The organism is Streptomyces sp. NPDC051364 (genome assembly GCF_040682115.1).
GTDB lineage: Bacteria > Actinomycetota > Actinomycetes > Streptomycetales > Streptomycetaceae > Streptomyces.
The window spans coordinates 13,246-33,237 of record NZ_JBFBAH010000049.1; the positions used below are offsets into that span (position 1 = coordinate 13,246).

At 70.4% G+C, this 19,992-nt stretch carries 18 protein-coding genes and 1 pseudogene; 9 read left to right on the plus strand and 10 right to left on the minus strand.

The window, feature by feature from the left end; translation table 11 throughout:
• Positions 1 to 17 precede the first annotated feature (17 nt).
• From AB0M76_RS41060 to AB0M76_RS41075, 4 genes are read left to right on the plus strand one after another with little or no spacing between them, the layout of a single operon-like run.
• Positions 18 to 776 (plus strand): WecB/TagA/CpsF family glycosyltransferase, encoded by a 759-nt coding sequence (locus tag AB0M76_RS41060; RefSeq protein ID WP_365957872.1) that lies wholly within the window; start codon positions 18 to 20, stop codon positions 774 to 776.
• Positions 773 to 1,549, plus strand: coding sequence for an FkbM family methyltransferase (locus AB0M76_RS41065; RefSeq protein ID WP_365957873.1), 777 nt, complete (start codon positions 773 to 775; stop codon positions 1,547 to 1,549). The genes AB0M76_RS41060 and AB0M76_RS41065 overlap by 4 nt, the downstream gene beginning before the upstream one ends.
• Positions 1,546 to 2,670 carry a glycosyltransferase family 4 protein gene (locus tag AB0M76_RS41070; protein WP_365957874.1) on the plus strand — a complete coding sequence of 375 codons (1,125 nt, stop codon included), beginning with the start codon at positions 1,546 to 1,548 and terminating at the stop codon, positions 2,668 to 2,670. The genes AB0M76_RS41065 and AB0M76_RS41070 overlap by 4 nt, the downstream gene beginning before the upstream one ends.
• A complete protein-coding gene (locus AB0M76_RS41075; protein ID WP_365957875.1) occupies positions 2,657 to 3,706 on the plus strand; it encodes an LCP family protein in 1,050 nt (349 codons plus the stop codon). Before AB0M76_RS41070 ends, AB0M76_RS41075 begins: the two co-directional genes overlap by 14 nt.
• On the opposite strand, the gene AB0M76_RS41080 is transcribed toward AB0M76_RS41075, so the two are convergent.
• The 7 genes from AB0M76_RS41080 to AB0M76_RS41110 are packed head-to-tail and all read right to left on the minus strand — an operon-like array spanning position 3,703 to position 11,663.
• Entirely contained in the window at positions 3,703 to 4,731 is a 1,029-nt protein-coding gene (locus AB0M76_RS41080; RefSeq protein ID WP_365957876.1) for a hypothetical protein, read from the minus strand. The two genes, AB0M76_RS41075 and AB0M76_RS41080, sit on opposite strands and share 4 nt — an antisense overlap.
• The gene (locus tag AB0M76_RS41085; RefSeq protein ID WP_365957877.1) at positions 4,728 to 5,885 is read right to left on the minus strand and encodes a glycosyltransferase family 4 protein; all 1,158 of its coding nucleotides are present in this window, start codon (positions 5,883 to 5,885) and stop codon (positions 4,728 to 4,730) included. Before AB0M76_RS41085 ends, AB0M76_RS41080 begins: the two co-directional genes overlap by 4 nt.
• Positions 5,852 to 7,435: an oligosaccharide flippase family protein gene (locus tag AB0M76_RS41090; protein WP_365957878.1), complete on the minus strand. Its 1,584-nt coding sequence runs from the start codon at positions 7,433 to 7,435 to the stop codon at positions 5,852 to 5,854. Before AB0M76_RS41090 ends, AB0M76_RS41085 begins: the two co-directional genes overlap by 34 nt.
• Entirely contained in the window at positions 7,432 to 8,511 is a 1,080-nt protein-coding gene (locus AB0M76_RS41095; RefSeq protein ID WP_365957879.1) for a hypothetical protein, read from the minus strand. Before AB0M76_RS41095 ends, AB0M76_RS41090 begins: the two co-directional genes overlap by 4 nt.
• The gene (gmd, locus tag AB0M76_RS41100; protein WP_365957880.1) at positions 8,508 to 9,509 is read right to left on the minus strand and encodes a GDP-mannose 4,6-dehydratase; all 1,002 of its coding nucleotides are present in this window, start codon (positions 9,507 to 9,509) and stop codon (positions 8,508 to 8,510) included. The genes AB0M76_RS41095 and gmd overlap by 4 nt, the downstream gene beginning before the upstream one ends.
• Positions 9,499 to 10,800, minus strand: a complete 1,302-nt coding sequence (locus AB0M76_RS41105) for an O-antigen ligase family protein (RefSeq protein ID WP_365957881.1) — start codon at positions 10,798 to 10,800, stop codon at positions 9,499 to 9,501. The genes gmd and AB0M76_RS41105 overlap by 11 nt, the downstream gene beginning before the upstream one ends.
• On the minus strand, positions 10,797 to 11,663 hold the full coding sequence (locus AB0M76_RS41110; protein ID WP_365957882.1) for a glycosyltransferase: 867 nt from the start codon (positions 11,661 to 11,663) through the stop codon (positions 10,797 to 10,799). The genes AB0M76_RS41105 and AB0M76_RS41110 overlap by 4 nt, the downstream gene beginning before the upstream one ends.
• A gap of 103 nt (positions 11,664 to 11,766) precedes the next feature.
• On the opposite strand from AB0M76_RS41110, the gene AB0M76_RS41115 reads away from it, so the two are divergent.
• The 3 genes from AB0M76_RS41115 (at position 11,767) to AB0M76_RS41125 (ending at position 15,462) form a co-directional block, all read left to right on the plus strand.
• The gene (locus AB0M76_RS41115) at positions 11,767 to 13,212 is read left to right on the plus strand and encodes a polysaccharide biosynthesis tyrosine autokinase (RefSeq protein WP_365957883.1); all 1,446 of its coding nucleotides are present in this window, start codon (positions 11,767 to 11,769) and stop codon (positions 13,210 to 13,212) included.
• Complete coding sequence (locus tag AB0M76_RS41120) at positions 13,202 to 13,822, plus strand: low molecular weight phosphatase family protein (protein ID WP_365957884.1); 621 nt, start codon at positions 13,202 to 13,204, stop codon at positions 13,820 to 13,822. Before AB0M76_RS41115 ends, AB0M76_RS41120 begins: the two co-directional genes overlap by 11 nt.
• 1,223 nt (positions 13,823 to 15,045) lie before the next feature.
• Positions 15,046 to 15,462 carry a hypothetical protein gene (locus AB0M76_RS41125; protein WP_365957885.1) on the plus strand — a complete coding sequence of 139 codons (417 nt, stop codon included), beginning with the start codon at positions 15,046 to 15,048 and terminating at the stop codon, positions 15,460 to 15,462.
• 5 nt (positions 15,463 to 15,467) lie between these two features.
• Here the strand turns inward: AB0M76_RS41125 and AB0M76_RS41130 are convergent, their stop codons facing one another.
• Positions 15,468 to 17,381: a family 20 glycosylhydrolase gene (locus AB0M76_RS41130; RefSeq protein ID WP_365957886.1), complete on the minus strand. Its 1,914-nt coding sequence runs from the start codon at positions 17,379 to 17,381 to the stop codon at positions 15,468 to 15,470.
• On the minus strand, positions 17,360 to 17,959 hold the full coding sequence (locus AB0M76_RS41135; protein WP_365957887.1) for a hypothetical protein: 600 nt from the start codon (positions 17,957 to 17,959) through the stop codon (positions 17,360 to 17,362). The genes AB0M76_RS41130 and AB0M76_RS41135 overlap by 22 nt, the downstream gene beginning before the upstream one ends.
• Before the next feature lie 753 nt (positions 17,960 to 18,712).
• On the opposite strand from AB0M76_RS41135, the gene AB0M76_RS41140 reads away from it, so the two are divergent.
• Positions 18,713 to 18,931 carry a hypothetical protein gene (locus AB0M76_RS41140; RefSeq protein ID WP_365957888.1) on the plus strand — a complete coding sequence of 73 codons (219 nt, stop codon included), beginning with the start codon at positions 18,713 to 18,715 and terminating at the stop codon, positions 18,929 to 18,931.
• 34 nt (positions 18,932 to 18,965) lie between these two features.
• On the opposite strand, the pseudogene AB0M76_RS41145 reads toward AB0M76_RS41140, so the two are convergent.
• Positions 18,966 to 19,265: pseudogene (locus AB0M76_RS41145) on the minus strand (hypothetical protein); the annotation flags it as partial.
• A gap of 500 nt (positions 19,266 to 19,765) precedes the next feature.
• On the opposite strand from AB0M76_RS41145, the gene AB0M76_RS41150 reads away from it, so the two are divergent.
• The coding region (locus AB0M76_RS41150; protein ID WP_365957889.1) for a transposase domain-containing protein at positions 19,766 to 19,992 on the plus strand (227 nt) is incomplete at its 3' end.

A 19,992-nucleotide genomic window follows, 5' to 3' on the forward strand; every position in this document is an offset into this window, starting at 1 on the left:
CCACAACGCGCACGGATGTGTCCACCGGCCTGACCACCGTCCTGTGCGCCGGGGTTCCTGTGGCCGCTGCGACTCCGGCCGCCGCGGCCGCCGCGGTCGTCCGGCTTGCAACCAAGGGCGTGGCGGCCGACGTCCACCTCTGCAACGCGTACACGATCGCCCTCGCCGACCGGGACGCGCGACTGGGCCAGGTGCTGCGGACCGCGACGCTCAACCTCCCCGACGGACAAGGGGTGGTGTGGGCCAACCGGATCATCCACCGGAGCCGCTCCTTGCCGCCGATGCGGGTGTACGGCCCCGACCTCTTCCTGGACGTCTTCCGAACCGGCCAGGATGTGGGCCTGCGCCACTACCTCCTCGGCTCCACCCCCGCGGTACTGGAACAGCTGGGCGCCGAGCTGTGCGCCCGCTTCCCGCGCGCCCTGATCGTAGCCGCCGAGTCGCCGCCGTTCCGCGAACCGACCGATGGAGAACGGCAGTCGCAGCTTGACCGGATCCGCGCGAGCGGTGCCCAGATCGTCTGGCTCGGCCTCGGCACCCCCAAACAGGACTACGAGGCCGCCCGGCTCGCCGCCGCGCACCCCGCGGTGTTCGCCGCCGTCGGCGCCGCATTCGACTTCGTCTCCGGCAACAAGCCGCAGGCCCCGCTGTGGATGCAGCGGCACGGCCTGGAATGGCTCTTCCGCCTCTGCAGCGAACCGCGCCGGCTGTGGCGCCGGGTGCTGTGGGGGCATCCCCGTTTCCTCTGGGCCGCATACAAAGGAGCACGACAGTGACCCTCCTTCACCGTGCGCGCAGCGCCATGCAGCGCCTCGGCATCGATATCGCCCGCTATCCGGCAAGCTGGAGCGGTCAGCAGCTCGTGCAGTTGCTCCGAAAGTTCGATGTAGGCCTCGTCATTGACGCGGGTGCACACGCCGGCGGCTACGGCACGATGCTCCGCCACTCCGGCTATCGCGGCCGTATCGTCTCCTTCGAGCCGCTCACCGGCCCACGCATGGAGCTCCACCGCAGGGCGGTGTCCGACCCGGCCTGGACGGTCCTGCCGTACGCGCTCGGCGACCACTCCGGCACCGTCGTCATGAACGTTGCGGGCAACGCGGGTGCGAGCAGCTCTGTCCTTCCCATGCTCGAACGCCACCGCGCGGCCGCCCCGCACGCCGCCTACCTGAGCCGACAGACCGCCGAGATCCGCCGCCTCGACGAACTGTGGGAGCAGATCGTCGCCCCGGGCGAGCGGGTGTTCCTCAAGATGGACGTGCAGGGGTACGAGGCGCATGTTCTGCGCGGCGCCGGTCGGTACGCGAGCGAGTGCGCCGGCATCCAGACCGAGACGTCCTTCGTGCCCCTGTACCGGGACGGCCTGCTCTTCGACGACGCCCTCGCCCTCACCCAGGGCGAGTTGGGCCTCACCCTGATGTCCGTCGTGCCCGGGTTCACCGACCCGCGCACCGGCCAGATGCTCCAGTGCGACTTGGTGCTCTTCCGCGCGGACACCGCCCCCCACGACGGGCGCATGCCGACCCAGGTGGCGCGGGCGGCCCGGTGAGAAGAGCCGTCGTCGTCCAGCAGTACGTGCCGGGCTACCGCCTCGCGTTCTACGAACGCCTGACCCGCGAACTCGCCCGCCGAGACATCGAGCTGACCATCGCCCACGGCCGACCCTGGGGCAAGGACATCCGGCGCGCCGACGCCTGCGCCCTTGCCGGAACGGTCCTACTGCCGCAGCGCACCTTCCGCCTCGCCGGCCGCCATCTTGTCTGGCGGGGCCTGGGCCCCCTCGCCCGCGACTGCGACGCCCTGATCCTCGGGCAGTCCCTGCACAGCCTGGAGAACTACCGCGCACTGCTGAGCCGTGGCGGCCCACCCGTCGGGCTGTGGGGCCACGGCGGGACCTACACGCGCAGCCACCCGGCCCCGCTGCGCGCAGCCAAGCGCGCTCTGACCCAGCGGGCCCGCTGGTTCTTCGCCTATACGGAGACGGGCGCCCGGCACGTCATCGGCGAGGGCTTCCCCGAACAGCGGGTCACGACGGTCCGCAACACCGTGGACACCAGGGCCCTGGTCGCAGCCCGTTCCCGTATCCCCGGCACCGAACTCTCGGCCCTGCGGCAGTCGTACGGGCTGCGCCCCGGCCGTACCGCGCTGTACGTCGGCGGCCTCGACGCCGCCAAACGTATCCCGTTCCTGCTGGCGGCGGCCGACCTGGTTGCGCAACTGCTGCCCGGCTTCAGGCTGCTCGTCGCGGGCGACGGGGCGCAGCGACACCTGGTGGAGGAAGTCCAGCGTGCGGGCGGTCCCGTCGTGTACGTGGGGACGGCCACCGCCGAGGAGAAGGCCCGGCTCGGCGCTGTCGCCGACGTCCTGCTGGTGCCCGGCGCGGTGGGGCTCGCCGCGGTCGACTCGTTCGCGCTGGACACGCCCCTGGTCACCACCACCCACGCGGCGCACGGGCCCGAGTTCGAGTATCTGCAGCACGGCCGCAATGCACTCGTCGTGGATGGTGGCCTGGACGCGTACAGCGCGGCCGTCGCGGATCTGCTCACCCGGCCCGCACTCTACGACAGGCTGCTTTCCGCCTGCCGGACGGATGCCGAGCTGTACACGGTCGAGTCAATGGCACAGCGATTTGCCGACGGAGTGGAGGGCCTGATCGATGCCAGTACCTGACAGCTGGTGGCGCAGTCGCAAGGTCCTGAGACGGCTCGGTATCGGCGCCGTCCTGCTGTTCGCGGTGACGGCAGGCGCCGGCTGGCTGCTCTACCAGCGGCTCGACGGCAACATCCGCACCGACGAGGCCGCCGCCCGGGCCCTCGCCGCAGACCACGGCAAGCGGCCCCGCCCCGCGCCCGGCAAGGCCCAGAACATCCTGGTGCTCGGCTCGGACAAGGAAGCGAACTGGGGCAGCGAACGCTCGGACACCGCCATGCTGATCCACCTCTCCGCGGACCGAAGCCGGGCTTCCGTGGTCAGCGTGCCGCGGGACCTGGTGGTGGACATCCCCAGCTGCCTGCAGCCGGACGGCTCCCGCAGCACGGCCCAGCACGCCCCGTTCAACTGGGCCTTCCAGTTCGGCAGGGCCGCCTGTGCGGTCCGTACCTTCGAGGACCTCTCCGGTATTCCGGTCGACCACCATCTCGTCGTCGACTTCTCCGGCTTCAGAAGGGTCGTCGACGCTGTCGGGGGCGTGGAGGTGAACGTGTCCGAGAAGGTCCGTGAGCCTGAGTACAACATCACGCTCCAGCCCGGCAGGCAGCTGCTGCGCGGACAACGGGCACTCGTGTTCGTACGCACGAGGGTGGGCGTCGGCGACGGCAGCGACCTCCAACGGGTGGAGCGGCAGAAGCAGTTCACTCGGGAGCTGTTGAAGAAGGCGCAGAGCGACGGAGTGCTGACCAACCCCACCAAGCTGTATCCGCTGCTGGACGCGGCGACGTCCTCGCTGGTGGCAGACCCCGGCCTCGACTCGCTGGACGAGCTCTACCGGCTGGTGAACAGCGCGCGGGCGATCCCCGCAAGCGACACGCAGATCCTGACCGTTCCGAGCGTGGAGCACCCCGATCAGCGAGGCCGGTACACGATGGTCGAGGATCAAGCCGAGGCCTTGTTCCGGGCGATCCGCGACGATCGGCCGCTGCCGAAGGTCTACAACGCGTACGAGAAGGACCCGTCCGGCCGGTCCTTTCTGGACGGCTCCGACTCCTAGCAGTCCAGGGCGGCGAGCCCGGCCCACGGGTCGCTGGGAGGGGCGGGCAGCAGCGGGATGTACGGCGAGAGCATGTGGAGCAGGGCTTGGCGCTCGGTCAGCCGGGCACGGGCCCACTCGCTCATCCACCGTCCCTGCACGAGAAGTTCCTCGGGGTCGCGGCGAAGTAGTTCGCGGACCCGCCCGGCCGCGGCGCGCGGGGTGTCCATCAGGTGCAGGCCGCGGTCGGGACCCGGTAGCCAGCCGAGTCCCGGCTGGCGGGAGGTGACATGGACCCGGCCCGCGCACATCGCGATCGGCAGCCGGTCGGAGAAGTAGCCGGTGTGTTTGCGATAGCGGTCCCAGCCCGCGCTGATCAACGCCCCTTCCATGACGGTCAGCTGCTCAGGGAAGGGGACGGGGCCGCGTGCGCAGGGGCCTCGCCATCCCGTGCCGTACACCGCGAGCCGCACTCCCGCGACCTTGTGCAACTCCGCGACAAACAAAGCCCGTTCGCGATCATCGGGGATCAGTTCGATTCCTAGGTACGTGAGCCGCTTGCCGACCAGCGTCACTCCGCCCGCGGCCGGCTCCGGGCCGCGCGGTGCGGCGAGCAGATGCAGCGGCGCGACGTGCGGCACGTACCGCACCGGCCGGCCGCAGGCCCGACGCAGCATCGCGGCCTGCCCACCCGCGGCGACGCTGAAGACTTCTACCGCGGCCCGCATCCAGGCCAGGTTCCGCTCGCGCAACGGCTTGGTGAGCCCTCCCCACGCGTCGCCCTCCCACACCACGACCGGCGGCTCCCCGGCGGTCCGCAACCACTTCCGGACATGCCGGTTCGTCCACGGGTACGACTGGGGGGACTGGACGAAGACCAGGTCCGGACGGGAGGAAGGCAGTTGGTCCCCGGCGGCAGGGACGGCGCACGCGTACCGCAGCAGGCCCGCATCGGCGAGGTCCTCGAAGGCACGCGCGAAGCGGGTGCGCGGGCCGGAGGGCTCAGGTTCATTGCTGATCTGCAGTACGAGGGGCGTGGTGGTCATGGGCGGCTGCCTTCCGTGGTGAACCAGCGTGTGTACGCGGCGGCCACGTCCCGTAGCTCGAAGCGGCCTGCCGTCCGCTGGCGCCCCGCCGTCGCGAGCCGGGCCCGCAACTGCGGGTCGCGGGCCAGCCGGCTCATGGCGGCGGCCAGCGTCCGGGGCGAGTCGATGTCCACGGCGAGGCCGCCGTCCCCGGCGACCCAGGGCACCGCCCCGCTGCGTTCACCCACGATGACGGGGAGCCCCATGCCCATCGCCTCGGCTGTGATCATCGAGAACGACTCGATACGGGACGGGTGGACCAGAACGTGGGCCTCGGCGGCGATCCGGCGCAGCAAGGTGTCGTGCGCCAGCGGGCCGGCGAATTCGACCCCCGCGGTGAGCCCGTGCGCGGCGGCCCACTGCCGGGCCGGTCCCCCCGCGTCGTGTCCGTCGCCACACAGCAGCAGCCGGGCGTGCGGCAGTTCGACCCGTAGGAGCGCGAAGGCGCGCAGCAGCGTGGCCGTGTTCTTGAGCGGCCCCCAGCCCTGGACGGCAGTGGCGAACACCGGGGCGGCGTCGGGCGGCGCCATGGCGCTGGGCAGATGCTCCATGCGCACCCCGTTGGGGATGACCTCGATGGGCCGTCGTACACCCAGCACCCGGCGCAGATGCTGTGCGGTGTAGGGGCTGTTGGCGCTGAGCGCGGTGGCGCGGTGGACGGCTGGAAGGGCCATGGAGTGGCGCAGCCAGCGGTAGGCGCTGCGCATCTCCCAGGCGTAGCGCAATGGGGTGTCGTGTGCGGTGACGAAGGAGGGCAGGCCGCTGGCGATCGCGGCCAGCGCGAACTCGTACGTCCAGTGGGCGCTGACCAGGTCGGCGGGGTGAGCCCGCATCGCGGCAGCGAGCCCTCGGCGTTCAGCGCGGAACAAGTCCTTCAGCCGGTGTCTGGCCCGCGCGCGCTGCGGTACGACGACGAGGTCGATGCCCTTGCCGCTGTACACCTGCCGCCCGGCGACGGCGCCGCTCAGGGCGTACACCGTCAGTCGGTGCCCCTGCTCCAGCCAGGTCCTGGCGAGCCAGCCGGTGCACGGTCCGCTGTAGACGGCGGGTAGCCGCGCGGGCAGCAGGTGCTGGAGGGGGGTCAGATCGACGGGGCCTGCGAGGCCGATGTGCATGGGTGGCTCCTCGGATGGGATCTGACGAGACCGTGGCGGCGAGCCGTGGCATAGACGGGCAGACGGGTGCGGAGCACGGCGCAGGCGAGGGCCACCGGGAGCATGGCGCCGAGGCCCAGCAGCAGCCCGTAGTGGGGGGGATGGGAGCGCAGGCCGAGCGCGGCCGAGAGACCGAGTGCCGTGCCGACCGCCGCGTGCACGGCGTGCGCGAAGAGCAGCGGACGTACACCGAGGACCTTGGCGGTATGCCAGTGGGCGAGCTGGGCGAGATGACCGGCCAGCGGGGCGACCACGGCGGCGCAGGCGGCGAGCAACAGGCTCTGGTACGCCCAGGCGAAGCAGAGCATCAGCGCGGTCGCGCCGATGGCGGCGAGCTGGGCACGCAGCAGGGCTCTGGTGTCCCTGCGGACGGTGTCGACGGAGCTGGCGGTGGAGCAGAGCATCCACAGTGCGGCCCCGGCTGCGAGCACCGGAACCAGGCTCGAGGCCGTCTCCCAGGTCGGCCCCAGCAGCAGGAGCAGCGCGGCCGGCCCGAGACCGGCGAGGGCGCCCAGGCCCATCAGTCCCACGGCGGATGCCGAGCACAGCACGTCATGCACCGCCTGCGGAGGAATCCTCCCGGCCGCGCGGGCGTCGGCCAGCGCCGGGGTGACGGCCCGGTGGAGGCCCTGCGCGAGGACGGTCAGCGGGATACCGGTCAGGAGTGCGGCCCGCGAGTAGTGACCGGCCGCGGTGGCGCCGAGGGTGGCGCCCGCCAGCCACAGTGGGGCGTTGTTGGTCGCGGACTGTACCAAGCCGTACCCGGTGAAGAAGCCGGAGGAGCGGAGAAGTTCGCGGGCCGGAACGGGAAGGCCGACGGGCAGCCGTGCGGGCGCAGCGGGCACCGACGGTGCGCCGTGCTCCGTCGGCGCCTGCGCCGCGGACGCCGGGCGGGGACGGCGGCGCCACGGCCGTGCGTCGGCCGGGGAGCGGCGCCGTTCGGGTAGCAGGGCGCAGGCGGCCAGGGCCAGGGTGCAGACCGCGGACAGCGGGAACGCGGTGGCCAGGGCGTAAGGGTTCCAGCCCGCCAGCAGTAGCGTCAGTGCCAGGGCCGATCCCGTGACCTGGCCGGCCAGTTCGGCGCGTACCGCCGTACGAGGACGCTCCAGCCTGCGCAGTGCAGCGACCGCCGCCAGCGCAGCCGGCTGGACCAGGAACTGCGCCGCCAGCACGCGCAGCATCCCGGCCGTCTGCGGGCCTTCCCAGACCGTTGTGAGCAGCGGGGCGGCGAGCAGCGCGGCGCAGAAACAGACGAGCCCGAAGGCGGAGGCGAGTGTGAAGACAGTACGCAACAGGCACCTGGTGAGCTGCTCGGCGCGCAGCACACAGGTGGCCAGGCCAGAGTTGGCGACGTAGCCGAGCAGGACGGTGACACTGCACGCGGTGGCGTACGCGCCGAAGTGGTCGGGGGACACCAGGCGCGCGGCGATCGCCGTGTAGCCGAGCTGGAACAGCATTCCGAGCGCGGAGCCGCCGTAGTTCCAGCCGAGGCTGCGCGTGACTGCGCTCATACGCCGACGGCGTCCATCGCGGCGATCTCCTGCCAGGGGTCGGCGCGCGGTGCGGGCACGGTAGCCAGGTGGCGGGTGAGCATGTGCCGCAGCGCGTTGGTCTCGGTGAGCCGGGTACGGACCCACGTGTGCCCGGCGAGTCCGGCGGCATGCAGCTGTGCGGGGTCGGCGCGGAGCAGTTCGGTGACCCGGTCGACCGCTTGGGCGGGGGAGTCCACCAGGTGCAGGCCGCACTCCGGGCCCGGTAGCCAGCCGGTGTTCAGGGGCCTGGTCGTGACGTGCGGGCGTCCCGCGAACAGACTGATCGGCAGCCGGTTGGAGAAATAGCCGTCGCGGCCGGGGAAGTGGTCCCAGTTGGCGCTGATCCGGGCGGTGCGCAGGGCGTCCACCTGGTGGTCGAACGGGACGGGTCCGAGTGCGCCCCGGCCGCGCCAGCCGTGGCCGTGCACGGCGAACCGGCAACCGGGCAGCCGCTGCAGGGACCGTACGAACCGCCGACGCTCCCGAGCGCCGTCGATCCGCTCGAACACCCCGAAGCGGACGAAGCAGCTGCCGATGTGCATCACGTCGTGTGCCGTGGCGTCGACGCCCGGGACGGGCCCGTCGTCCCAGAGGCGATGGGGCACGGTCTGCGGGATGTACCGCACTGGCCGCCGGGTGTACCTGCCCAGGAGAAGGGCCTGGATGCCGAGGCCCGGAGTGAAGACGGTGTCCGCGTACCGCAACCAGGGCTCCATGGAAGGCAGGACGGGTTTGCGCCCGCCCCACGGGTCGCCCTCCCACATCACGACAGTCGGTGAGCCGAGGCGCCGCAGGAGGTCCGCCACATCCGCGTCGGTCCAGGGGAAGTTGCCCGGTGTCTGGACGAACAGGACTTCAGGTCGCGCCCGTTCGGCGGCCCGGCGGATTTCGGCCAACGCGGCCGCGCGGCCTGCCGCCAGCAGTGCCGCGGGGGCGAGCGGCACATGAGTGAGCGCGCCGTCGACGGCCAGGGCACGGAACGCGCCGCCGAAGCTCAGCCCCGGGCCTGGCGGTTCGCGGTCGTTGGTGAGGTGGAGGACGGTCGGCGAGATCACCGGGCCGCCTGCCCCTCGGGCAGTTGCGCGCCCAGCTCGGCGTCGGTCATGAGACGGGCCAGGTCGGGGGTCAGCACGGTCGGCCGCCAGCCCAGCTCGTGTTCCGCCTTCGACGCGTCGCCGATCAGGTCCGGCACCTCGGAGGGCCTCAAGTAACGCTCGTCAAACCGTACGTGGCGCTCCCAGTCGAGGCCCGCGCGCTCGAAGCAGAAGGTGAGGAAGTCCCGGACGCTGTAGCTGGTGCCCGTGGCCACCACGTAGTCATCCGGCCGGTCGCACTGGAGCATCCGCCACATCGCGTCCACGTATTCGGGTGCGTAACCCCAGTCACGGCGGGCCTCCAGATTGCCGAGGTGCAGGAACTCCTGCTCGCCGCGGGCGATCCGAGCCGCGGCCCGGGCGATTTTTCGGGTCACGAAGGTCTCGCCGCGCCGGGGTGACTCATGGTTGAAGAGGATGCCGTTGACCGCGTGGATTCCGTACGCCTCACGGTAGTTGCGGGTGATCCAGTACGCGTACACCTTGGCGGCAGCGTACGGGGAGCGCGGGTGGAAGGACGTCGTCTCGGACTGCGGGGGCGCCGTGATCCCGTACATCTCCGAGCTGGAGGCCTGGTAGAAACGGCACGGCAGCCCGGTCATCCGGATGGCCTCCAGCAGCCGGGTGGTGCCAAGACCCGTGGTGGTGCCGGTGAACTCGGGCTCGTCGAAGGAGACGCGGACGTGCGACTGGGCAGCCAGATGGTAGACCTCGTCGGGCTGGATGTGCTCCAAGAGGGCGGCGATCCGGGAGCCGTCGGCCAGGTCACCGTAGTGCAGGCGGAGCCTGGCGTCCGGCTCGTGAGGGTCCTGGTAGAGGTGGTCGATCCGCTGGGTGGTAAAGGTGGACGAGCGGCGGATCAGGCCGTGCACCAGATAGTCCTTGGAGAGCAGGAGTTCGGCGAGATACGAGCCGTCCTGTCCGGTGATGCCGGTGATCAGCGCGGTTCTACGGGACATCTGACGGCTCCTGGGTTGCGGAGGTGGGGAAGGGGTTTCCGTGGAGCAGAACGCACCACACCACGGTGAGCAGCAGAACGGCGGCGGACAGTCCACCGAGAGCACGCAACGGAGCCTCGGTGGTGCACGCCACGATCAGCAGGGTCACCAGCGCGGTCGAGAGGCCGCTGGTGTGCGCGGAGGCCCGCCGGGCCTGAACGACCAGGGAGCTCACGAGCAGACACAGCCCGGCGAACCCGATCAGACCGGAGGCCCCGAGCGTTTGCATGACCTGGCTGTGCGCCTGGCCGATCCAGTGGTCCGTGGTGCCGAAGAGCTCCAGTCGGTGGCCCGGGCTGAACAGAGTGGGCCCGTAACCGAAGAGCGGATTGCGCTCGAACTCGGTATAGGCGAGCCGCCAGGCAAGGGTGCGGCCGTTGAAGTCCCCGTACATCGGATCGGCGGCGAGCCGGGCGAGCGCGGCCTGTACGGGGGCCGCCAGCAGCACCATCAGGGCGGCGGCGCCCCCGAAGACGGTGAGCAGCTGCCTGCGGAGCACGGTCCGGCCCCATGCGCCGTGCACGAAGAGCACCGAGGCGGCGCAGATCCAGCCCGTTCTGGACTGGGTGAGCGTCAGCGCGAGGAGCGCAGCAGCCGCATGGATCGCACGGCCGCGCCACCGCCCCACCGGGGTGACTTCGAGGAGCAGTGCCGCGGCCATCAGGGGCCCCAGATGGTTCGGGTTGGGGGCAAGGCCCATGAACTGGCCCCAGCCGAGGCCGAGGAAGTCCCGCCCCCCGTCGCCGTGGGCGGGCAACAGGAAGGCCCAGCCCGGTGCGACCAGGATGCTGAGCAAGCTGCCCCAGACGTAACAGCGCAAGATGAACCGGAGTTGGCGCAATACCTCGGGGAAGGGGCGGCGTGGGCACAGGTAGAGGGCGGCGAACAGCAGCGGCGCGAACACCACTGTCGCGTCCAGAGCTCCGTGTTCGCCGAACACGGCCGACAGGACGGGGCCCGCAGCGAACGCGACGGCGGCCCAGGCGAGCCCCTGGCCGGTCCTGGATGGGCGTGCACCGGCTCTTGCGCCCTGGAACACACCGCGGGTCACCAGGGCTGCCGCCAGGACGGACACCAGCAGGATCACGCCCTGGGAGAAGAGCAGTTGCAGGCCGGAGAGGGGTTCGCCGGCTGCCGTGCCGAGCCCGTGATAGAGATGGGGGACCAGGGGGGCCACCGCAAGGGTGCCGAGGCCGGTGATCCACAGCAGCAGGGCGCCGCCCCCGCCGACCGGCGCGATCGGCCCGGTCACCGCGGGTACTCCCCGCCCCCCACGCGCCGCCCGGCCAGAGCCAGCGCCACCGTCTTCAGGTACGGCGAGACCATCAGCAACGGTGCCCATGGCCATGCGTGCCGTCGGCAGTACACCCACCACTGGCGGGGCGGCAGTTCGCGCTGCGAGGTGACGCGGCGCAGTGCCTCACGCACCCCGATGCCCGGTTCGCGAGAGCCGGTGTCCGGCGGGTTGCGGTCGCAGCTGCCCACGTGGCGTGGGCTCACATAGGCGGGGATGCCGGCCCGACGGGCGCGGAAGCCGTGGTCGTAGTCGCCCATGCCGTGCCGGAAGACGTTGTCGATGTCGCCGATTCGTTCATGTACTGCGCGGGGCAGGAGCACCACGTTGCCGTTGTACGTGTCGCAGGGCTCGGGCCGTCCTGTGGGCTCGACCAGGGCGAGTGCGCGGCCGCTCCGTCCGGAGTACGTCGTATGCACGCCGTTTCGCGCGCGCACCGCGCCGACGACGACGGCGCCGGGCCCCACGTTCCGTACGGTGTCGAGCAGGACGGCGAGGGCGTCCCGTTCCAGCACCACGTCATCGTTGAGCCAGAGCTGGTACTCCCAGGGCGGCAGGCCCGCGGCGTGGCTAACGCGGCTCGCGATGCGCATGCCCTGGCCCCAGTAGACGTCGTCGCCGACCGTCACCACCTCGACCCGCGGGTGCGCCGCGCGGACCGCCTCGGGTGTGCCGTCGGTACTGCCCGCATCCACGAGGTGGATCCGCACCTCGGTGTCCTCGGGCAATCCGCGCTGCACGTGCAGGGCAGCGAGGGCGGACAGTGTCTTCTCGCGGCGGTTGTGACTGGTGATCAGCACGGCGATATGGGCTGGCAGCACGAAGGACTCCTCCGGTCAGGCCCCCATGGTTGCCAGACAAGCCCGACAAATTAGTCTAACCTGGCCGGGCGCGCTGCCCGAACGACCCGATGAGGTGCACATCTTGGAACTTCGCAGGATCCTGAGAGTGCTGGCCAGGAGCTGGCTCGTCGTGATCGTCTGCATCCTGCTCGGGGTTTCTGCCGGCTGGGCGGCCACTGCGTTCTCGACCCCCGTCTACCAGGCGCACGCCCAGCTGTTCGTCTCCGCCCAGTCCGGTGGCGAAACCAGCGAGCTCCAGCAGGGCAACAGCTTCTCGCTGGCCCGGGTCCAGTCGTACGCATCGATCGTGACCAGTCGTCAGGTCACCGGGCACGTCGTCTCCTCCCTCGGCCTCGACACCACGCCGGACGAACTCGCCGGCCGGATCACCGCGGAAGCACCGATCGGCACCGTGCTGGTCAACATCACGGTCAGGGACACCGAGCCGCGTCGCGCGGCGGCCGTCGCAGATGCGGTTGCCTACCGCTTCAGCGATGTCGTCGAGCGCCTGGAGACCCTCGACGCCCCGTCCCCCAAGAGGGTGGCCAAGTCCCCGGTGAAACTGGGCGTCACGCAGACCGCCTCGGTCCCCTCGGACCCGGTCAGCCCGCGTCCTGCTCTCAACCTTGCCGCGGGCCTGATCGCCGGCCTTTTGCTGGGCGCAGGGGCCGCCCTGCTCCGGGAAACCCTCGACGTCACCCTCAAGACCGCAGACGCCCTGGCTGCCCTCACCAGCCTGCCCGTACTCAGCTCCATTCCCTTCGACAAGGACAGCCCGCAGCAGCCGCTCGCCGCCGGTGCCGCAGGGCACTCGGCGCGGGCCGAGGCTTTCCGCCATCTGCGGACCAACCTGCAGTTCGCCCAGATCGGCGATCGGCCTCGGGTCATCGTCGTCACCAGTTCGCTGCCCGGCGAAGGCAAGACCAGCACCGCGGTCAACCTCGCCTTCTCGCTCACCGAAGCCGGCACCTCCACCTGCCTCGTCGACGCCGACCTGCGCCGCCCCTGCGTGGCCCCCACCCTCGGGCTCGTCCAGGACGCAGGCCTCACCAGCGTGCTGATCGGCCAGGCGCGGATCGGGGATGTGATGCAGACGGCGGGCGGGCTCTCCGTCCTGACCAGCGGCCCCGTCCCGCCCAACCCCACCGAGCTGCTCGCCTCCGACCGGATGGCGGAGTTGCTGCGCGAGCTCGCCGCCGGCTACGAGGCCGTGATCGTCGACACTGCCCCGCTGTTGCCCGTGGCCGACACGGTGGCCCTCGCCACTCTCGCCCACGGCGCACTCCTGGTCGTACGGGCCGGAAAGACCCCGCGCGACCGGGTCGCAGCGGCGACCGAAGCCCTGCGTACGGTGGGGGTGCGGACCCTCGGCACGGTCTTCAGCATGAGCCCGAAGCCGAGGCAGGGGGGATACGGATACGGATACGGCGACCCGTCAGCCGCGCAGACCCCGCCGCCGCGTTCATGCGCCGAGGATGAGCTGCTCCGCGGGGCGAGGCTGCTGAGAGGTGGGGTCAATGGACGCTGATCCATTCCGCGGGCTGGAAGCCGAAGACCGGACTGCGCGAGGGCATCGAGGAGACGTACCCAGGGCTGACGCCGCGGCTCGGCTGACCATCCTCTTCATCTGCACCGGCAATGTGCACCGCTCCCCGCTGGCCGAGCGACTGCTGGCTGCCAGGCTCCCGGAAGCGCGGGTGGGCAGTGCGGGCACCAGGGCCCAGCACATCGCGGGCATGCATCCGGCGACCGGTTCCGTGCTGAAGCAGCTGGGCGGGAACCACGTCGGGTTCACGTCCCGGCTGTTGAGGCCTGAGCTGGTCGCGGAGGCCGATCTCGTACTGGGTCTCGAGCGGGAGCACCGGGAGACGGCCGTACGGCTGTGGCCGGTGGCCCTGCGCAAGTGTTTCACGGTCAGGGAGTTCTTGCGGCTGGCGCAGGGGGAGGTGGTCCCACCCCGGAAAATGATCGCCCGGGCCGCGGCCACCCGCGGCAGTCTGGCGCCGGTGGAGCGGGCCGCAGACGGGATCGCGGATCCCTGGGGTGCTTCGTACGACGTACTGCTGACATGCGGGCGGGAGATCGACGAGGCCGCCGCGGAGCTGGCCGGGCTGCTGGCGGAGCGGGGCGGCCCGTAAGGCTTCCCAATGGAGAAGTCAACCTCATGACCGCTAAAGCCAGTTGATTCAGCCTGGCTCCACGTCTGGACTCCAGGGGGGCACCCCGCATGCGACAGGCGCGACCTTGAGCGACGGATGAACTACGTTCGGCTATGAGGCAAGGCCGCGTTGGTGCAGCCCGCAACGCTGCTGCGCGAGGCGCACTCCTGCCGGGCGCGCTTCTAGCTCGGCGAGCCGTCGACGGTAAGGCTGGTGCACAGGGTGGCGAGGGCGAGGGATCCGGCGACGACGGGGCGGGTACGCATGAGTGTTTCTCCGAAGGACGAGGGGGTGAATGAGCGAGGGGTGAATGGACGGGAAGTGTAGGTCAGACGAGCCGGGCGCCGCCGTCGACTTGCAGGACGGTGCCGGTGACGAACGGGCTGGCCATCGCCTACAGCACCGCCCCACCAGGTCCTCGGGGTTCCCGTGCGGCCTGCGCGATTGCACGCGGCGACGACCCCTGCGAGGAACTTGCACCCGGACCCACCGGTGCGCCGCGTATTGGCCGCCTACGCGCGCCCTCATCCCGACCCGGTGACAACCGCCTTCCTCGACACACTCGGCGAGCACGCCCGGGCCCGCACAGGCGAGAATGGACGGGAACGGGGGTAACGGAAATGGGATTTCTGGTAGTCGTGGGGATCGGTCTCGTCTGGGGGCTGTTCCAGGCCGCGCGAGGCGGCGCGTTCGGCGGCAGGTCATCGCGGAGGCGACGGCGTAGCGGAACGTGGAAGAACGACGGCGTCAGCTTCTCCTGCGGGGACGGTGCGTCCTGCGGTGGCGGCTCCTCTTGCGGTGGCGGCGGAGGCGACTGACACCACGCCCCACACCGTCGACCGTCACACGCCGCCGGTCCGTAGGTGGTGCCTGCGGCGTTGCTGGGCCCGGTCGTCGGAGGGTGGCTGGTGGCGGCCCGGCTGACAGAGGCTCGTGGGGTCCCGCTTCCCGCCGCTGCACCACGGTGTGCGCGCAGCGGCCGGAGTACGTCGACGGCGTCCGGCTGCCTTGGGTCCCTGAGGCAGTAGCCCTGGCTTGGCATGTCCCGGTAGGGCACAACGAGCCGCTCGACGAGATCCGGCAGGGCGCGTGGGTCCGTCGGCGACCACGCTCGGTGGTTTGTGGCGGCCGGCACCCCGTACTCCCTCTACTTCATGGAGGAAGTCTCCGCCCGGCTCGGGTGGGCGTAGAAGCCGCGCGAGGTGACGCCCGGCAAGAGACCGGTCATGGAGATCGCGGGCATCGGCGGGCGGCTGATCGGCTGGCAGTCCACCCGCCGCCAGCAGATCGCGGACGTGATGTCCGCCCTGGTGGCCGACTACGAAAAGGTGCAGGGTCACCCGCCGGGGGAGCGGGCCGCCTACGCGCTGGACCGGAAGGCCGCCGACGGCTCCCGCTCGCCGAAGCCATCTACCGGCTGGCGGAGAGGCACGAGGGCACCTGGCGCGCGGAGCAACTGCTGGGGAAGTACGGCTGTCGCCGACGCGGGCGAGGCCTGGTGGCCCGCCCGAGCGCCTGGAGTGGAGGCCCGTTGGCCGCGGTCGCCCGGCCACCGCGCCGAACTGCTCGAGCAGCCCGTATGCGGCAGGCCCTGTGCCTGCGCTACTGGAGGAGCATGAGTGGATCAGGCTGGCCGTTGGGGGTGTGTTCGCTCAAGGGTTTTGGTGGCCTTGCAGCCCTGCTGGCTCACCTGGCCGATGCAGCCCCACCCTTGGGATATGACCCACCCGAAGTACTGAGCGGGGTTCTGGGGCACTGCCTCCGTGGTGATGGTGGCCGTGCCGGTCGGGATGCGTTGGGTGTGCGAGCCGGTGGTATCGGTGTATGAGGCGTTGATGTGCCATTTGCACGTCTGGTCGCTCACGTGGGGCTGGACCCGAAGGGCCATGTTCGACTGGCCAGCCACTGCGGGTCGCCGTAGGTGCTGGACCAGCGGGTGGCGGGGTCGCCGTCGGTGGCCGACGCCGTAGGGAAGTTCGCCGTCTCGGGCTGGAGGCGGTGGTCGGACGGCCCTGGGCCAGGTTGCCAGGCTGGCGAGGCCGGGCCAGGCGGGGTTGTGCCCGACGGCCGCGACGACCGGGGTGAACGCGGTGTACGTCGCCGCGGGCTTCGGCGATCCCCAGGTCTGCTGGGCCAGCGCGCGCAGCGGGTACATGATGCCGGCGGCTATCTGTTCCTCGGTCTCGGCGGTGGGGATGTCGCACCAGACGTGGATCACCGAGCCGGGGTTCTTCGCGGGGTCGGACAGGGTGTTGCCGCCCTCGAAGCGGTCCGGGGTCCAGGTCTCGTACATCCACTTGGTGTCGGGCTTCGGGCCCCCGAGCACGTAATAGGTGGGAGTCCAGGACTCGTTGGCCACGATGTGCCCGGCGTCGGACAGCTGCTGGGGAGTGAGGCCGTAGGTGTACCAGTACTCGACGATGATGCCGGGGTGGGGGCGGAGCGTCCCGTCGTCGGACTTGATGCCGTCGTTCCACATCCGGGTGGTCTTGCCGGCCGCCCGGACCAGGTCGTCGGCCCAGTTGACGAACCCGTAGTAGGTGTCCTTGGCGGTGGCGTTCGCGCCGTAGTGTGCGCGGGCGTAGCTGAGCAGCTGCGGGTACTTGGCGTAGTCGGTGACGTACTCGTCCGCGCCGATGTGCCAGTACGGGGCCGGGAACAGCGGCAGGTACTCGTTGAGCAGGTCCTTGATCAGCGCGTACGAGCCGGGGAGCGAGAGGTCGATGAAGTCGGGGCTGACCGCGCCCGAGCTGCTCTTGAGCTTGAGCTCGGGGTGCGCGGCCAGGACCGCGTTCATGTGCCCGGGCGTGTCTATTTCCGGGACGATGGTGACGTGGTACTTGCGGCCGAGCTCGACCAGGTCGGCGATGTCCTGCTTGGAGTAGTGGTCAGCGGAGACGATCTCCGGGTGCGTGGAGCTCTCCAGGCGGAATCCGTACGTGTCCGACAGATGGAAGTGGAAGTAGTTGAGCTTGAGGTACGCCAGCTCCTTGATGTGCTGCTTGAGCCAGTCCACGGTGAAGAACTTGCGCCCCTGGTCGACCATGAGCCCGCGCTCGGCCTTGGCGGGCCAGTCCACCGCCGTGCCGGCGGGCACCGTGGCGGACTGGTGCAGGAGCTGGAGGACGCTGCGGGTGCCGTAGAACACGCCGGCGTCGGTCCCGGCCTGGAGGGTGAGGTTTCCCGCGACCGACATCCGGTAGCCCTCGGCGGGCAGGGCGGTGCCACCGAGGCCGAGCCCTATGTCACCGGCGGTCGGGTTCCCGGTGACGACGGCCACGCCGCGCCCGGCCAGCGCGCCCAGGTCCTGCGCGAACGTGGCGGCTTCGTCCGCCAGTTGGGCGGTGGAGGCGGGGTCGACGACGATCCGGGTGGCGTCGGTGAAGGTGTAGGTACCGGTGCCGGCTGTCCATTGGCGAAGGGCCGGTACGGTCTGCGGTGGCCCGGCGGTCACCTGGGCGGGGCCGGCGCCGACGCCGGGTATCGCCAGTGCGAACACCGCGCACGCGGTGGCGATCAGCAATCTGAGCAGACGCATGGCTGCCTCCAGCCGGGTATGGCCGAGCGGAGCGTGTGGGGTGCACCAGTGCAGCGCAGAGCGCCGAGGTGGTCTCCTGAAAGCGTGAGACGCATCTTGTTCCTCGTGAGCTGGACGTCATCGGCACTGACGCCGGCCGCATCGGCGATCCGCTGTCTGACACCGTCCACTTCCGGATCGACATTGTCAGGAAGCGCCACATCGACCGCATGCTCCTGTGAATCCACTGCCGCCGTGGGTGCGGCCAGATCGGATTGCAACCCGCCTGGCCGACACGAAGGGGAGATCTTGAAGCCCTCCAGATAGACATCCGCCCAGGCCACGAAGGGCAAGGCCCGGACGGCGCCGAGGTCGGCAGGCCGGTACCCGCACAGATAGGTGCTCTCCGGTACGTACTCATGGATCACTACGCCCAGCTCCGCGAGCTGCTCCTTCTCCTGCACCGAGGGGATACGGGTGGTCCGGACGAGGAGATAGTTGGAGGCGGACGCATCCTCCGAGACCAGCGACGCGCTGGCCAGCGCGTGGGACTGCCTCAGCGGATCGATGGTCACACCGTTGATGATGATCCGGGCCATGGCGGGCTCCAGGTATGTGCGCGCGACTGAAACGATGACATCGCGTGTCCATGTAATCACTTTACGTCACACGCCGCGACCTTCTGTGGCGTGAGAGACGCACCATGCCGGGGGCGGGCCCTCGGACGGCCGACGGCGCCACTCAGCTCATGGATTCCGCACCCCTCTGTAGGCTGCCCGCTCCTGGCCGCCATGGCGTGTGCACGTCAGGACCTCACCAAACCCGTCAACGGCCCACGCTCGTCGAGGGCCGCCAGGGAGCAGCTCGCCCACACACTCGGCTCCCAGTCTTCACCGATATGCGGCGCCAGCTTCCAGCCCCAATTCGGCATCCCGTCTTTAGTACGCCTACGCGCCACCAGCGAACCACGAGGTCAGAGCATTGCGGACCCCACTGGAAACAAAACGCCGAACCACTGAAGAACAGCCACTGAGTATCAGTCAGCGACTTCGGCTCGGCCACCGCGCCGAACTTGTCCACCGACAGGGTGTGCGCGGCCGGCGCCCTTGGGAACGACGACCTCCACCTGCGCCGCGTCACCAGCCCCGGCGAACCGTTCGGCCATCTGCTGCCAGGCCGCATCCAACCTTCGCGTGCGCTGCGGCAGGTGCTCGCCGAGGTCCCCGGTAAGGCCAGGCCCGCGAGGTGTTCCCCGTGTATGCGGGGGTGGTCCGCGTCCATCGGCCGTACCGCGGCGCGGCGGCCGTCAGGGCAGGGCTCAGGGGCTGAGCGTTGCTGGTTCTCGACCATGCGTGGAGCTGATCAGCGAGCTGTACGGCGAGACCGAGGCCACCCTGCTCTACGACGTCCACACCGCCCCGGCCGTCGGCATCACCCAGCACACGGCCGAGCACTTCCGCCTCCACGACGGCCGGATCACCTCAATTACGCTCATCTTCGACGCCGCCCCCTGGCAGGCCATCATGTCCGCGGCCGGTCCGACCTGCGACGAGGCCGTCCCTATGGCGTGAATGGCTGACTGTCATCACGACGGATGGCATCGGCGTAGAGGCCCTGTTCATCGATGATGTGCCGACCTTTGAGTTCGTAGGCATGACCAGCTGGCCAGTCGTTGTGAGCGCGCAGGCAAGCCCGCTCCCGGACGGGATCAAGCCAGGCTCCGCGAAGTCGGAGGTCGAGGCTGGCCCAGGATCCCGGGGTGCTCGGCGGCCCGGCAAGCCACCGCTCCCAGATGGGCCGGGCGTATTCGGGAAAAGGTGTGAAGAGCTCCCCGTCGAGTTCCGGGTCGATCAGGTCCATCCTGTAAGAGGACGGGCGCCAGGCGCTGGCTCTGGCCCACAGCAGTTCAGTAAGAAGCCGTATCTCTATCGATCAGGAGAACGTTGTGATCGAAAACCGAGGCTGCGGCGGGTGAATCCGGCTGTGGCCGCGCATGAAAGCAGGGCCTCCTGAACATCTCCGGGTTGTCGAGCCCAAGAAGAAGCGCCAGGAGGCCCTGTTGTCGCAGTTGTACGCGGTGCCGCCGGTCGGTTTCAACTCCGTGGGCGTGTCGTGCGATTGCCTCCCTCACCGGTTCGGGAACGCGGCTGACAGCCTGGGGCGGGTGCGGCGATATCCGTCGGACATGACGGACGAACAGTGGCAGGTCATCCGGGCGGCGTTGCCGGTGCCGGCCTGGCTGGAGGGCCGGGGCGGACAGCCCGAGGGCTACTGCCACCGGCAGATGCTGGACCAATGCCGCGAAGTTAAGCGCTCGGCAGCGGTGTCAAGGGGTGACGAGATGTGTGAGGGGCCTCTGCTATCCAGGGGATCGACCAAGATCTTCCTGAGAAAGCAGGGGCTCAGTGGCTCAGTCTGTCGCGGGCGGAACCGGTGACGTGTTCGCGCCTGGTCATATCGGTGAGTTAACGCAGGTCATCCCGCCCGAGTTGGTGGATGCGGTACTGGACGAGACTGGAGCTCGCGAGCGACGGCTGCGGATCCTCCCCTCTCGCGTCGGGGTGTACTTCGTGCTCGCGCTCGGGCTGTTCGGGCATCTGGGCAGCGGACTGGTATGGGGCAAACTCGCAGC

Excerpts from the sequence above, each read along its gene's own strand:
- AB0M76_RS41080 (WP_365957876.1), bottom strand. The coding sequence starts at position 4,731 with ATGACCACCACGCCCCTCGTACTGCAGATCAGCAATGAACCTGAGCCC.
- AB0M76_RS41130 (WP_365957886.1), bottom strand. The coding sequence starts at position 17,381 with ATGCGTCTGCTCAGATTGCTGATCGCCACCGCGTGCGCGGTGTTCGCA.
- AB0M76_RS41085 (WP_365957877.1), bottom strand. The coding sequence starts at position 5,885 with ATGCACATCGGCCTCGCAGGCCCCGTCGATCTGACCCCCCTCCAGCAC.
- gmd (WP_365957880.1), bottom strand. The coding sequence starts at position 9,509 with ATGTCCCGTAGAACCGCGCTGATCACCGGCATCACCGGACAGGACGGC.
- AB0M76_RS41120 (WP_365957884.1), top strand. The coding sequence starts at position 13,202 with ATGGACGCTGATCCATTCCGCGGGCTGGAAGCCGAAGACCGGACTGCG.
- AB0M76_RS41075 (WP_365957875.1), top strand. The coding sequence starts at position 2,657 with ATGCCAGTACCTGACAGCTGGTGGCGCAGTCGCAAGGTCCTGAGACGG.
- AB0M76_RS41090 (WP_365957878.1), bottom strand. The coding sequence starts at position 7,435 with ATGAGCGCAGTCACGCGCAGCCTCGGCTGGAACTACGGCGGCTCCGCG.
- AB0M76_RS41135 (WP_365957887.1), bottom strand. The coding sequence starts at position 17,959 with ATGGCCCGGATCATCATCAACGGTGTGACCATCGATCCGCTGAGGCAG.